Genomic DNA, 12,929 nt, shown 5'->3' with positions numbered 1-12,929 from the left:
AGCGGATCATTCAATCTGATGGAAAACCGGGGTTCGATGGTGAATCATCTCCGCAGTGCCGACTGGTACGAGGGAAGCGACCGCAACGCGTACATCCATCGGGCGTGGATGCGGCGCGGCAACCCCGAGGACGCGCTCGACGGCACGAAGCCGCAGATCGCGATCGCGAACACCGCATCCGATCTCACGCCGTGCAACATGCATCTGAACGAGGTGGCGGACAGCGTCAAGCAGGGTGTCTGGGCCGCCGGGGGTGTGCCCTACAACCTGCCTGTGGTTTCGCTCGGCGAGACGCAGGTCAAGCCGACCGCGATGCTGTGGCGCAACATGGCGGCGATGGCCATGGAGGAGATGTTCCGCGCCAACCCGATCGACGGGCTGGTGCTGCTGGGCGGGTGCGACAAGACGATCCCGGCGCTGCTGATGGCGGCGGCATCCGTAGACATCCCCGCGATCGTCGTCCCGGGTGGTCCGATGCTGACGGGGCATTTCCGCGGCGAGGCGCTCGGCTGCGGCACCGATGTGTGGCGGCTGAGCGAAGAGGCACGCGCCGGAACCATCTCGAACGCGCAGTTCATGACCTCCGAGCAGTCCATGATCCGCAGCAAGGGCCACTGCAACACCATGGGCACCGCCTCGACGATGGCCGTCGTCGCCGAGGCGCTCGGGATGACCATCCCCGGCTTCGCGGGCACGCCCGCCGCCGACGCGCGGCTGCTGTCGCTCTCGCACGACACCGGCCGGCTCATCGTCGACCTCGTCGCAGCGGGGCGCAGGCCCAGCGACATCATGACCAAGGGCGCGTTCCTCAACGCCATCATCGCCGTCGCGGCCGTCGGCGGCTCCACCAACTCGGTGATGCATCTCCTCGCCATCGCCGGGCGGCTGGGCATCGACCTGACCCTGGAGGACTTCGACGCCGCCGGAAGCGGGGTTCCGGTGCTCGCGAACCTGCAGCCCAGCGGCACGTTCCTGATGGACGACCTGTACCGGGCCGGCGGGCTCCTCGCACTGCTGACCCAGGTCAAGGACCTCTTCCACCCCGAACCCATCACGGTGACCGGCAGGCCCCTCGTGGACTACCTCGAGGGCCACCCGGTCTACGACGAGACCGTCATCCTCCCTCGTGAGGCGCCGATGATGGATGACGCCGGCATCGCCGTGCTGCGCGGCAACCTCGCGCCGCGCGGCGCGATCGTCAAGCCCGCCGCTGCCACCGCCGCGCTGCTGCAGCACGTCGGTCCGGCCGTCGTGTTCGACAGCGTCGAAGACCTGCGGGCACGCATCGACGATCCCGACCTCGACGTGACCGCCGACTCCGTGCTCGTGCTCCGAGGCTGCGGTCCCCGCGGCTACCCCGGGATGCCGGAGGTCGGCAACATGCCGCTGCCGCAGAAGCTGCTCGCGCAGGGAGTGCGCGACATGGTGAGGATCAGCGACGCGCGTATGAGCGGAACGGCATACGGCACCGTCATCCTGCATGTCGCACCTGAGGCCGCCGCCGGGGGTCCGCTCGCGTTCATCCGCACCGGCGACATCGTCACCGTCGACGTCGCGAACCGCATCCTGAGCTTCGACGTGACCGACGAGGAGCTCCACTCCCGCAGCCAGACCCCCGCGAGTGAGGCCGGCTATGCGGCTCCGGTACGCGGCTGGGCGAAGCTGTACGTCGACCACGTCATGCAGGCAGACACCGGCGCCGACCTCGACTTCCTCGTGGGGGCCAGCGGCGACAAAGTGAGTCGTGAGTCTCACTGAACGACCCCAGCCGCGGCCGGGCGACCTACAAGGAGAGTGGACATGACCGAGTTCGAAGGAGCGGTGGCGATCGTCACGGGCGGCGCCAGCGGGCTGGGCGCTGCCACTGCGGCGCTGCTGGCCGAGCGCGGCGCGCGCGTCGCAGTGCTGGATCGTGACATCACGGGTGTGCCGAGCCGGCACCTCAGTGTGGCGTGCGATGTCACCGACGCCGCGGGGGTGGATGCGGCGGTGGCCGCGGTCGCCGCGCACTTCGGCGTGATCGACATCGTCATCAACAACGCCGGCATCGGCGCTGCCGGCGACGTCGCGGCCAACGACGACGACGAGTGGCACCGCGTGCTCGACGTGAACGTGGTGGGCATCGCGCGGGTCACCCGCGCGGCGTTGCCGCACCTGCGCCAGTCCGATCATGCGGCGGTCGTCAACACCTGCTCGATCGCAGCCATCGTCGGCCTGCCGAACAGAGCGCTCTACTCCGCGAGCAAGGGCGCGGTCGCGGCGCTCACCCTCGCGATGGCCGCCGATCACGTCCGCGAGGGCATCCGGGTGAACGCTGTGACGCCGGGCACAGCCGACACTCCCTGGGTGGGGCGCCTGCTGGATGCCGCGGACGACCGCGAGGCCGCAGCGGCGGCGCTCCGTGCCCGCCAGCCGATGGGCCGGCTTGTGACGGCCGACGAGGTCGCGAACGCGATCGTCTACCTGGCCTCACCCCACTCATCATCGACGACGGGGACGCTGCTGGGTGTCGACGGCGGCATGCAGGGTCTGCGCATCTCCTGAGTCTCGCTCTCGGCCAACCGCCGGTTCCAGTCGGTCAGGAGAGATCCACGTGCCGGACGCCCCGAACCGGCGCCACGTCGAGCGAGCATGCGGGCGGACCTCGGAAGGTTCCGGGCTGCGTCGGCGTTGGCGTTGGCATGGGCTGGAATGACGATGTGATAGTGACGTTCCGCAACAGCAAGGGCACCGAGAACTACTGGGGTCCGAAGCTGATCATCCTGCACTCGATCGGCGCGAAGTCCGGCGAGACGCATCTGAACCCGGTCGTCGGCTTCCGCAACGAGCGAGGCTGGCGGGTGGTGGCGTCCAAGGGCGGCACCCCCGAGAACCCGGCCTGGTATCACAACCTCCGAGCGAATCCGGCGATCGAGATCGAGGCTCTCGTGGACGGCGAGATCGTGACGGTGCCGGTGACGGCGACCGAGATCTCCGCCGGGGAGTGGCGTGAAGCGTACGACGCGATCGCAGCCGAGGAGCCGCAGTTCGGGGGCTACCTCGAGAAGACCGATCGCCGCATTCCGGTCTTCCAGCTCACCCCGCGCTAGGGCGCAAGTCTTCGCTGCGCATCAGCGGCGGCAGACGAACCCCGAAGAAGTGATTGAGAGGCAGGGCACCACGGCTTGCGGCGATGCAGGTCAGACCGAGGAGAAGCAGCAGTCCGGCGAACACCCAGGCCACGATGACCAACGCGAGCCCGGCACCGGATGCACCCATGTCATCACCTCATCAAACGACCTCAAGGATGCCGTCGCCCGGCCACAACGGCGCAGATGTCTTGTGGATGAAGTCTGCGTGCTCACCTCGCCGTCGACAGAGCCTGGGCGCACGCGGAGTCGGCATCCTCCGGCCGCGCACAATCGCCACAGCCGCCATCCAGGGGAGCCATGACGTGGGTGCCTCTCCGTTGCAGAGTCTCGGTGGTCGCCAGGCGGGCGCGTCCACGATCTCATTCGGCCTTCCGCGGCGCCTGCTTTCGCGATGGACTTGCAGGCGCGCTCGGCAACAGCAGGCGACCTGCATTTAGACGGAGTCGACGGAGCCCCGGCGCGAACCGACACGATCAGGAGATCCCATGGCCGAACCAACCCCCGCGCAGCGTATGATCGGCGATTTCGCCCCGAAGCTCGTCGAACTCACCGATGAGGTGCTCTTCGGTGATGTCTGGGCGCGTTCGGAGCTGTCTCCCCGCGACCGCAGCCTCATCACCGTTGCTTGCCTCGTGTCAACGGGCAGCACCGAGCAGCTCGTCGGGCACCTCACCCGCGCCCGCGCGAATGGACTCACCGAGGTCGAGTTGAAGGAAGCGATCATCCACCTCGCCTTCTATGCCGGGTGGCCGCGGGCAATGTCGGCGATCAATGTCGCGAAGCGGGTGTTCGAAGAGCAGACCGCTCGGGACTAGAGCGTCCGGCCGACAAGTGGGTCACCTGGCTTGTCTGCCCAGTGCCACCGCCAGCTGGGTGCGGGAGTGCACTCCCAGCTTGGTGTAGGCGTGCTCGAGGTGATAACCCACCGTTTTCACGCTGATGACGAGCTCGGCGGCGACTTCGCGGTTGGTCAGCCCGGCGCATACGAGCCGGGCGACCGCACGCTCCTGCGGGGTCAGCGACCCGTTGCAGAGGCTGTCGGTCTCAGCCGGACGTTCGGCGCCGGGAGCCATCCGAGTCGACGTCACCTGCAGGTGGTCGCACGCCGCGAGGTCGTCGTCGCACCGCTTGAGGAACGGTGCGGCGCGCAGATGATAGAGCACGTCACGAGCGAAGCGGAGCTGCTCAGCCGCCTTCGACGGATCTCCGATCGTGACCAGGAAATGGCCATAAGTCATCCGGGTCCGGGCCTCCTCGAGCATGTCGGACCCGGGGCGAGCCAGCTCGATCGCGGTTTCGAAGAGGCGCGCTGCACCACCCGGGTCTGACCGCGCCGCGGCGAGCTCGCCGCGCACTCGGGCGACCACCGCCGACGTGGATCGCAGCCCTCGGCGTTCGGCGGTATGGGCAAGCTCGTTCAGCACGGCCTGTGCCTCATCCAGCCGGCGCAGCCCGACGAGGGCCGCCGCGTACTCACCCGCCCAGGCGAAGACACCCGGCTCACGCGCCCCGGTCGCACCGGACCTCAGCAGCGGCTCGGCGGCCGCGACGACGGCACGCCAGTCGCCTCGGAATCCGGCGAAATGGACGGCGGCGTTCGCGGCATAGCAGACGCTTCCTTCGTCTTCCAGCGTCGCCGCGGCGGTGGCGGCCGCGTGCAGGTGGCGCCTGGCCTCGTCCCACTGTCCTCGAGCGGCCGGGACGAAGGACGCCACAGCATGCGCGAACGCGAGCAGCCAGATCTGGTCGGTATCGGCGACGAGCGACACCACTCGCTCGGCATGATCTGCGGAGTCGTCCCACGCCCCGGTTCGGTACTCGGATTGCGCGAGATATCCGAGCCGGATCAGTCCATACGGCCGGACCGCCGGGCCGGTTCCCTCGCGGGCCGGCTGCTGCAGGTCCGCGAGGGCGCCCGTCACATCATCGGTCCACAGGCGCAGGCCGCCGCGTACCCATCGCTCGTCCTCGCGCCACGCGGGCATCGACCCGGCGTCGTCGGGAGCAGCAGCCAGAACGGCGATGCCCTCATGCGGACGCCCCGACAGGCCGAGCGCGACCGCCAAGTTGAGCCGAGCAGCTGAGGCAAGCGGCGCAGGGAGCTCGCCGACATCAAGGGCACGCTGAGCCCAGCGCGCAGCCGGGACGACCTTCCCTCGCAGAATCTGCAGCTGGGCCAGCAGCACCGCGGCCGACGCGGCCTCGATCGGTGACCCGGCCTGCTTCCATGACGATCGGGCGAGTGGCGCCGCCTCTCGCGCCCCGCTCATCCAGGCCAGCTGAGCCTGCACCAGATGGCGCCTGCCGCTGGCCGGGATCGCGGCAACACGGTCGGTGTAGGTGGCCGCTTCGTTCGCCTCGCCGGCACGCAGCAGCAGCTCGACCGCCTCGAGCAGGAGATCGTCGCGCGCCGGGCCGGGTTCGCTGAGTCGGACGGCGTCGAGCAGTCGATCCGCCGCGAGGGCGGGCATGGCCATCAGCTCGTCACGTCCGGCCTGCGCCACCAACTGGCCGACGAGTGCGGAGTCGGTCTCCGATGCCGCGGCCACGCGATGAGCGAGTGCCTCTGGCTCGGCGACCACCTCGGCCGCTCGTGCGTGCAGGCGGGCGCGGGTGGCCGGCCCGATATCGGCGTAGACGGCTGCGCGGATGAGGGGATGGCGGAACGCGATGAGCCATCCCTCCGCGCTCTGGGCAGTCCGCACGAGCGGTGTCGAGGCGGCCTCTTCCAGCGCGCCCAGGGGTCCTGCGGGTTCTCCGACCTCGCCGACCGCTGCCGCCTCGGACAGCGGTGCGCGAACCCCGAGAACCGCGGCTGCCGTGATGAGCCGCCGCCCGGACTCGGGGCAGCTCGTCATGGCAGCCGCCACGATCCGATCGAACGACGCGGGGGCAGGGAGCGAATGGCCCGTCCACCTGAGGTCGTCCCCGACGAGCTCCTCGAACAGTGAGCGCAGGTGCAGCGGGTTACCGCCGGTGTGCTCCTGCAGGCGCTCTGCCGCGCGACGGGGCAACCCCGGCTGACCCATCTCTGCCGCCAGCTCACGCACTTCCTGCGTGTCCAGCCCCTGCAATCTCAGGCGCGTTGCCCGGTGAGCGTGGCGGACCAGCTCCGGCGGCAGGCGCGCGACATCCGCCTCGCGCATGGTCAGCACCGTCAACACGCGATCGGCGTCCAGGCGGCGCAGTGCGAAGCTGAGCGCCCGGAGCGATTGCGGGTCTGCCCAGGGGGCGTCGTCGAGAATCACCGCCACCGGGTGAGCGACCTGCAGGTCGCTCAGCACCTGCAACAGCTGTGCGCCGACCTGGAACGGGTCGGCGTCTCCTGGTTCCAGGGGTGGACTACCCGACGAGTCTCTCCGCGCCCGTGCGATCAACCGGGTGACGAGCCCGAACGGAAGCCTCGCCTCGGTCTCCTCGCAGGACGCCTCGAGCCGGCGGAACCCCGCGAGATGGTCACCCACAGCAGCGAGCAATGAGGTCTTGCCGATCCCGGCCGGTCCCTCGATGAACACCAGTTTCGAGGAGCCGGCTTCCACTGCGGCCGCACAGTCGGCTAGGCGATCCAACTCGGCACGGCGCCCGACGAACCCCGACATCACGCCTCCGGTCCCGACACCTCGGGTGCTCGCCCGGAAGCGAGCGGCCGCCAGCACACCCGAAACCGTCTCTCCAAACGTACACGCCAGCCACCGGCGACGGTTGTCCGATCCTCTCCGACGTCGGACTCCGCGCCGCCGCTCCCTCTCGCCAGGGGTGGTGGAACCCAGGCGAATGCCCGAGGCGAGGGCTGTCACCCGCGGCATACGGTGACCACGTGCGCGACCCAGGCAGGGGGCTGAGCTGGACGCAAAGCACTTCCCGCGGAGCGCGGTCAGGTCGTATCCGCCGTTGACCCACTGACTCGCAGGTACTGGGCGAGGCAGCCTACGCGATTCCAGGTCCCGGCCACGGAAAGGACGAAATCAATGTTCTCTCATCGCAGGGCACTCGCCGTAGCAGCGGTCGTCTGTGCAAGCGTTCTGGGGCTGGCATCGCCGGCGATGGCCGCGCCGCCGGCGACGTCGACATCCACGGCCGACGTCATCGGCGTCACGGTCCGGACGGGGAGCACATCTGCGGCCATCGCTGTGCGGTACCGCTGCACCGGTTCGCCCGACCAGGTGCATGTCTGGGTATCGCTCAAGCAGAGCGCGGATCGTACAGCCGATCCTCGCCTCGCCGACGAAGGCAGCGGATCCCGCGGCACCGCGGCGGCGTGGAGCCAGAGCCACGCAGGCAAGCCGAAGTGCGACGGCACGACTCATTTCGGAGTGTTCACGGTCGACCAGCAGGAGGCCGGTTACGGCATACTGCGGCACGGGTGGGCCTACGTCCAGTTCTGCCTCTTCGATGCGCAGAACCAGACCGTGCCGGTCAGCGACTTCGAGTTCGATCGACTGCTCTGATCGACACCCCAGGGTGGCGTCGTCAGACGACCGGGGTGACGCCACCCGCCGCCAGGCTCATCAAGGGGAACCGATGACACCGAAGTCAACCCCCAAGTCCGCGCCGCGGGCCCTTGAGCTGCGTGCGCTCTGTGCGGCTGCCGCGCTCGCGCTCGTGCTGACCCTCGTGGTCGGCTGTGAAGCGAGTACGGAGCGCGGCCGATCGCAGAACGCTCCGAACACGGGAACCGGCGCGGTGTGCACGGTGACGATCACCGACCACATCGGCCGGAAGATGCCCAGGCGTGCCGCCCCCCTGGTGGGCCGCTGGCGACCCGCCCCAGACGTGGATTGGTACCTCGAGGTCTCCCTGAACGGGCGATTCTCGTTGGAGGCGGATCAGCGGGTCGTGGATGCCGGCACGGTCACCGTCGCGGGCGACATCCTCACGCTCTCCTCTTACCAGGGCGGAGGGCCGACGGACCATCGCTGGTCGACCGTCGCCGGGCCGGTCCGGAAGCTGTACTTGGACGACAGTCCATGGATCGCCGTGCCAAGCTGTCCGACCGTGCGCTAGCCCGCCTCTGAGGTCGAGCAACGCGGTCAGGCGTGATCACGTGCGTTCGCCGGTAGCTTGATACGAGTCAGCCACCCGGCATCCACCGCCAGCGGAAACGGAACAGCCATGATCCAGCACACCGTCGTCTTCAGCCTCACCTACGATGAGGGGAGTGCCGAAGAAGCCGAGTTCCTCAGCACCGGCAGGTCGGTGCTGTCGGCCATCCCGGGCGTTGAGAACTTCGTCGTGAATCGTCAGGTGAGTCCCAAAAGCGGGTTCCGGCATCAATTCTCGATGGACTTCGTCGACGAGGATGCGTACACCGCGTACAACGGCCACCCCGACCACGTTCGGTTCGTGGCCGAGCGCTGGGATCAGGATGTCGCCGCCTTCCAGGAGTTCGACTTCGTCGCCGTCTAGCTCGCGGCTGGCCGCCGGGTCCGGGCAGCCGAGCATCCCTTGCGGCGCGACGAACGTGACTCTAGGATCCCCAATGCCGACGTCGAGTCCTCGCATGCTCGAGCCCCTGGCGCCGTCGCAGTCGTTCCGGGGAACGAGGCAGAGCAATGGCGCAGGATTCGAGGGCAACGCACCCTTCGGACCCGACCTCGTCGCAGGGGACTTCACGGATCACTGGGTGTATGTGGCGGGTCCGATCGTCGGCGCGGTCCTCGCCGTCGGCTTCGCGTGCGTGCTGCGCGGCTTCGGCGGCGGACGCAGCGTTCCGGCGCGGCGCAGGGGGACCGGGGCGCCGAAGTCGCCCGTCCTGGCCAGGCATGATCGCGTTGCAGCAATTCCGTCGCGTCCACCGATGGCAGAGAGGCCACCCCAATGCCCGCTCCTGACCGCAGCCACGCGCTCGACCACATCGTGGTCGTCATGTTCGAGAACCGGTCCTTCGACCACCTGCTGGGCCGGCTGTACGAACCGGGGGACGTCCCCTCGTTCGAGGGTGTCATCGGCAAGGACTTGAGCAATCCGATTCCGGCGTGGGCCGAGCACGGTGCGGAGCGCAGTCCGATCGCATACGGGATCGCGGAGGACATGGACACCCCGAACCCCGACCCGGGTGAGGAGTATCAGCACGTCAACACGCAGCTCTTCGGGGTGATCGACCCGCTTGCCAACCGCGGGGTGCTCGCCGAGCACATGACGGCTCCGTACAACCTGCCGGCCACCCACGGCGCGCCGACGATGGACGGGTTCGTCACGGACTACATCTCGGCGTTCACCGCCGAGCGCGGCATCCAGCCCAGTTACGAGCAGTACTCGCAGATCATGAAGGGCTACACGCCCGAGCAGCTGCCCGTGCTCTCGACGCTCGCGCGCGGGTTCGGCACGTTCGACCACTGGTTCGCCGAGGTCCCGTCCCAGACCTTCACGAACCGCTCGTTCTTCCACGCCGCCACCGCCTCCGGCCTCGTCGTGAACAGCCCGTACCGGAACTTCCCTACGATCAACACGGGCGAGACGATCTTCGAGCGCCTCGAGGCGCACGGCCAGACGTGGAAGGTCTACGTCGACTCCCCGGCCATCGCGCCGTTCACCGGCCTCATCCACGGATCCCGTCTGAAGCATCGCTTCGCCACCCACTTCGTCACGACCGATCAGTTCTACGCGGATGCCGCCAACGGCGAGCTGCCGACGTACTCGTTCATCGAGCCCAATCTGATCCACGGACACAACGACATGCACCCGCCGATCGCAGCGTTCATGCCCGGGATCGCGATCGATGCGCCGTCGGCCATCCTGGGCGGCGAGGCGTTCCTCGCCAAGCTCTACGAGGCCATCCGCTCGTCTTCGTCGGCGACGGGCTCGAACTGGTGGAACACCCTCTTCATCGTGGTGTTCGACGAGCACGGCGGCACCTACGATCACGTCCCGCCGCCTGCGGCGACTCCGCCTGACCCGGCCGCACCGGTGGGACAGTACGGGTTCACGTTCGATCGTCTCGGCGTCCGTCTGCCCGCCATCCTCGTCTCGCCGTGGATCGACGAGCGCACCGTCATCACCGACGTCCACCATCACACGTCGGTGATCCGCACGCTTCGCGAGCGGTGGCAGCTCGGCGACCCGCTCACCCGGCGCGACGCGGACGCGCCAGATCTCGCACCGCTCCTCACCCGCGACACCCCCCGACCACCTCGGGAGTGGCCCGACGTCCATCCTCAGCCCGTTCCCGACTTCGACGAAGCGCTCGTCCCGCTGGACAAGCCGCTCTCGCCGCTGGCGAAGGCGATCGTCGGGGGTGGAGCGGCTCTCGCCCGCCTCATCGACCCCGAGGCGCCCGACATCCCGAACGTCGACGAGCTGAACGGCGCGGAGGCCCTCCAGGCCCTGCGCAAGACCGTCGGGCATCTCTTCCCGCTGCTGCAGACGCGGGCTTAGCGCGGCCGCCGACAACGGCAGCCGTTTCCATTCGAGCGCAGACGCCCTATTCTGCGTTCAGGGCTCACGCCGAAGGGGGCGGGGATGGCTCGGATTCGCCGCGAGGTGCGCACACTCGGCTCGGTATGGCCGGAGCCGCTGCTGTGGTACGCGAGGGCGGTCAGGACGATGCAATCCCGCCCGCTCACGGATCGCACCAGCTGGCTGTTCTTCGGAGCGATTCACGGCGTTCACCCGACGGTCTGGATCGAGTTCGGGCTGGTCCAGCCGGACGTGACCGCGCCGCCGGCGCGTGTCCAGCGCCGGTTCTGGAACCAATGCCAGCACCAGAGCTGGTACTTCCTGCCGTGGCATCGCGGGTACCTGAGCGCCTTCGAGCAGGTCGCGCGCGCGGCCGTCGTTGCGGCCGGCGGGCCCGAGGACTGGGCGCTGCCCTACTGGAACTACAGCGACACCACCCGTGCCGACGCGCGGACGCTGCCCGAGGCGTTCGCCGAAGAGACGCTGCCCGACGGTACGGACAATCCGCTGCGCGTCGAGCGACGTTACGGGAGTGGCACGGTGCCCATCTCGATCGCGCAGGGGCTCGTGTCGGTGGCGTCGCTCGACGACATGGACTTCACGGGGGGCGTCGGCGACATTCCGCCGGGATTCGGTGGACCGCGCACGCTCTTCCACCATGGGCCCGAGTCGGAGACCACCAACGGGGGCGTGGAGTCGGCCCCGCACAACAACGTCCACGGCGCGATCGGTGGCAGCATCCCCGGCGAAGATCCGAACGACTGGCGCAACTTCGGCCTGATGACCACGCCGCTCACGGCCGCGCTCGATCCGATCTTCTGGCTGCATCACGCCAACATCGACCGACTGTGGAGCACCTGGCGACGCCGGAACGACGACCCGACGGACGAGAGCTGGCTCGGCGGACCGGCGGACCGGCCGTTCGCCATGCCGACGAGCGCCGGGGAGTGGGCGTACACCGCCCGCGATGTCCTCGACACCTCGGCATCGCCGCTCGACTACGTCTACGACGACGAGATCGAGCCGCTCGAGCTGCCGCCCGTCGATCAGCCCGGGGGCGCGCAGGCGCCTGTGGGAGGCGGTGTCGACCTCGACGAAGGAGGTGCCATGACCCCGGAAGCCGCACCCGAGCTGATCGGCGCCAGCGATGGCGGTGTGCACGTCGTGGGAGAGACCGGGGCGCCCGTGAAGATGGACGGGCGACGCACGGAGTCGCTGCGTCGCAAGCTCGACCGCGGGGGCGCCGCCGATGCCGAGAACGCCGCACCGCTGCCGCGTGTCTTCCTGAAACTCGAAGGCATCCACGGAACCAGCGACGCCGCGCTCTACTACGTCTACGTGAATCTTCCCGCAGGGGAGGACCCGGCCGCGTATCCGGATCGACTTGCAGGCACCCTGTCGCTCTTCGGCATCTCGGCCGCCAGCGATCGCAACGGCCCGCACGCCGGCAGCGGCATCAATCAGGTGCTGGAGATCAGCAGCATCGTCGATTCGCTGCACCTCTCGGGTGACGACCTCGCGGCGCTCGACATCCGCTTCGTGCCGGCCAACGAGACGGTGGCGGCAGCGGACTTCCGCGTCGCACGGATGAGCGTCTTCATGCTCGAGACATGAGTGCTCGCCGGCGGCTCCGCGCTGTCGGCGCGCTCGTGCGGCGCGCGCCCGCACCGGCAATGCTTGCCGCTAGCTGCGTCGGCTGGGCGGCCCTGATGTGGTCGACCGCGAGCGAGGCCGCGGCGCACGCGGCCCATTCCAGGCAGAGCGCACTTCTGATGCATGCCATGAACGGCATGGATGCCGCTGCAGAGACGGCAGCGGCGCCGCATGCGTTCGCGGTGTGGCCGGCGATGATCCTCGCGATGGCACCGCTTCTGCTGATGCGGGAGGTCGGTCGCCTCTGGCGCGGCAGCCTTCGCAGGACCAGGATGCCGACGATCGGCGTGTTCCTCACCGGCTACGGCATGATGTGGCTGGCGTTGGGGATCATCGTCGTGCCGCTCTCGCAGGTGATCGCTGCGAGAGCCGGGCTGGTCTGGCTCGCCGTTGCCGTCACTGTGGTCTGGCAGTGCTCACCGCTGCGGCAGCGCGCCGTCAACGTCTGCCACCGAGCGCCTGCGCTCCGCGTCTTCGGCTCAGCCGCTCAGTGGGATGCGTGGCGATACGGCGCCATCACGGGTGGGGCCTGCGCGGCATCCTGTGGCCCCGTCATGCTGCTGGTGCTGCTTGCCGCCGACTATCACCTCGCGGCCATGGTCGTCGCAACCATCCTTCTGACCGCGGAGCGCTATCACCCGGCGAGGCGACCGCGATGGCGACTGCCGTTCACGCCCGAGCCTTCGCCGGAGTGGCTGGGCGCGCGCTCGAGCAGGTCATCTCGCGTGGTGCGCGGCACCTGACGGTGCA

At 69.0% G+C, this 12,929-nt stretch carries 12 protein-coding genes and 1 pseudogene; 11 read left to right on the top strand and 2 right to left on the bottom strand.

Translation table 11 applies throughout. The features are described 5' to 3' along the window. Nucleotides 1–18: 18 nt before the first annotated feature. The 3 genes from ABD212_RS06775 to ABD212_RS06765 all read left to right on the top strand — a co-directional run bounded on the left by ABD212_RS06775 (nt 19) and on the right by ABD212_RS06765 (nt 3,089). Nucleotides 19–1,758 (top strand): IlvD/Edd family dehydratase, encoded by a 1,740-nt coding sequence (locus ABD212_RS06775; RefSeq protein ID WP_344092667.1) that lies wholly within the window; start codon nt 19–21, stop codon nt 1,756–1,758. Between the two features lie 42 nt (nt 1,759–1,800). Beyond that, complete coding sequence (locus ABD212_RS06770; protein WP_344092665.1) at nt 1,801–2,544, top strand: SDR family NAD(P)-dependent oxidoreductase; 744 nt, start codon at nt 1,801–1,803, stop codon at nt 2,542–2,544. Nucleotides 2,545–2,705: 161 nt separating this feature from the next. Further along, on the top strand, nt 2,706–3,089 hold the full coding sequence (locus ABD212_RS06765; RefSeq protein WP_344092663.1) for a nitroreductase/quinone reductase family protein: 384 nt from the start codon (nt 2,706–2,708) through the stop codon (nt 3,087–3,089). Here ABD212_RS06765 and ABD212_RS06760 read toward each other — a convergent pair. Beyond that, the gene (locus ABD212_RS06760; RefSeq protein WP_344092661.1) at nt 3,076–3,258 is read right to left on the bottom strand and encodes a hypothetical protein; all 183 of its coding nucleotides are present in this window, start codon (nt 3,256–3,258) and stop codon (nt 3,076–3,078) included. The genes ABD212_RS06765 and ABD212_RS06760 overlap by 14 nt on opposite strands. Nucleotides 3,259–3,616: 358 nt before the next feature. On the opposite strand from ABD212_RS06760, the gene ABD212_RS06755 reads away from it, so the two are divergent. Then, nucleotides 3,617–3,946: a carboxymuconolactone decarboxylase family protein gene (locus tag ABD212_RS06755; protein ID WP_344092659.1), complete on the top strand. Its 330-nt coding sequence runs from the start codon at nt 3,617–3,619 to the stop codon at nt 3,944–3,946. A gap of 21 nt (nt 3,947–3,967) precedes the next feature. Here ABD212_RS06755 and ABD212_RS06750 read toward each other — a convergent pair whose 3' ends face one another. Continuing rightward, the gene (locus ABD212_RS06750; RefSeq protein WP_344092657.1) at nt 3,968–6,730 is read right to left on the bottom strand and encodes a helix-turn-helix transcriptional regulator; all 2,763 of its coding nucleotides are present in this window, start codon (nt 6,728–6,730) and stop codon (nt 3,968–3,970) included. 369 nt (nt 6,731–7,099) lie between these two features. On the opposite strand from ABD212_RS06750, the gene ABD212_RS06745 reads away from it, so the two are divergent. The 7 genes and pseudogenes from ABD212_RS06745 (at nt 7,100) to ABD212_RS06715 (ending at nt 12,922) form a co-directional block, all read left to right on the top strand. Beyond that, nucleotides 7,100–7,579: a hypothetical protein gene (locus ABD212_RS06745; protein WP_344092655.1), complete on the top strand. Its 480-nt coding sequence runs from the start codon at nt 7,100–7,102 to the stop codon at nt 7,577–7,579. Nucleotides 7,580–7,652: 73 nt separating this feature from the next. Continuing rightward, on the top strand, nt 7,653–8,135 hold the full coding sequence (locus ABD212_RS06740) for a hypothetical protein (protein ID WP_344092653.1): 483 nt from the start codon (nt 7,653–7,655) through the stop codon (nt 8,133–8,135). Nucleotides 8,136–8,243: 108 nt separating this feature from the next. After that, complete coding sequence (locus tag ABD212_RS06735) at nt 8,244–8,537, top strand: Dabb family protein (RefSeq protein ID WP_344092651.1); 294 nt, start codon at nt 8,244–8,246, stop codon at nt 8,535–8,537. Continuing rightward, nucleotides 8,431–8,781: pseudogene (locus tag ABD212_RS18995) on the top strand (hypothetical protein); the annotation flags it as partial. The gene ABD212_RS06735 and the pseudogene ABD212_RS18995, both read left to right, overlap by 107 nt. 167 nt (nt 8,782–8,948) lie before the next feature. After that, nucleotides 8,949–10,505 (top strand): alkaline phosphatase family protein, encoded by a 1,557-nt coding sequence (locus ABD212_RS06725; RefSeq protein WP_425561247.1) that lies wholly within the window; start codon nt 8,949–8,951, stop codon nt 10,503–10,505. Between the two features lie 84 nt (nt 10,506–10,589). Beyond that, nucleotides 10,590–12,140 carry a tyrosinase family protein gene (locus ABD212_RS06720; protein WP_344092646.1) on the top strand — a complete coding sequence of 517 codons (1,551 nt, stop codon included), beginning with the start codon at nt 10,590–10,592 and terminating at the stop codon, nt 12,138–12,140. Next, nucleotides 12,137–12,922 (top strand): copper chaperone, encoded by a 786-nt coding sequence (locus ABD212_RS06715; RefSeq protein WP_344092644.1) that lies wholly within the window; start codon nt 12,137–12,139, stop codon nt 12,920–12,922. The genes ABD212_RS06720 and ABD212_RS06715 overlap by 4 nt, the downstream gene beginning before the upstream one ends. Nucleotides 12,923–12,929: the final 7 nt, after the last annotated feature.

It is taken from the genome of Microbacterium deminutum (assembly GCF_039530205.1).
Lineage (GTDB): Bacteria > Actinomycetota > Actinomycetes > Actinomycetales > Microbacteriaceae > Microbacterium > Microbacterium deminutum.
Note: the sequence above shows the minus strand (reverse complement) of the source record. Positions and strands in the feature narration are given on the sequence as shown.

Excerpts from the sequence above, each read along its gene's own strand:
- ABD212_RS06740 (WP_344092653.1), top strand. The coding sequence starts at position 7,653 with ATGACACCGAAGTCAACCCCCAAGTCCGCGCCGCGGGCCCTTGAGCTG.
- ABD212_RS06760 (WP_344092661.1), bottom strand. The coding sequence starts at position 3,258 with ATGGGTGCATCCGGTGCCGGGCTCGCGTTGGTCATCGTGGCCTGGGTG.
- ABD212_RS06750 (WP_344092657.1), bottom strand. The coding sequence starts at position 6,730 with ATGTCGGGGTTCGTCGGGCGCCGTGCCGAGTTGGATCGCCTAGCCGAC.
- ABD212_RS06715 (WP_344092644.1), top strand. The coding sequence starts at position 12,137 with ATGAGTGCTCGCCGGCGGCTCCGCGCTGTCGGCGCGCTCGTGCGGCGC.
- ABD212_RS06720 (WP_344092646.1), top strand. The coding sequence starts at position 10,590 with ATGGCTCGGATTCGCCGCGAGGTGCGCACACTCGGCTCGGTATGGCCG.
- ABD212_RS06770 (WP_344092665.1), top strand. The coding sequence starts at position 1,801 with ATGACCGAGTTCGAAGGAGCGGTGGCGATCGTCACGGGCGGCGCCAGC.
- ABD212_RS06755 (WP_344092659.1), top strand. The coding sequence starts at position 3,617 with ATGGCCGAACCAACCCCCGCGCAGCGTATGATCGGCGATTTCGCCCCG.
- ABD212_RS06725 (WP_425561247.1), top strand. The coding sequence starts at position 8,949 with ATGCCCGCTCCTGACCGCAGCCACGCGCTCGACCACATCGTGGTCGTC.
- ABD212_RS06775 (WP_344092667.1), top strand. The coding sequence starts at position 19 with ATGGAAAACCGGGGTTCGATGGTGAATCATCTCCGCAGTGCCGACTGG.
- ABD212_RS06745 (WP_344092655.1), top strand. The coding sequence starts at position 7,100 with ATGTTCTCTCATCGCAGGGCACTCGCCGTAGCAGCGGTCGTCTGTGCA.
- ABD212_RS06735 (WP_344092651.1), top strand. The coding sequence starts at position 8,244 with ATGATCCAGCACACCGTCGTCTTCAGCCTCACCTACGATGAGGGGAGT.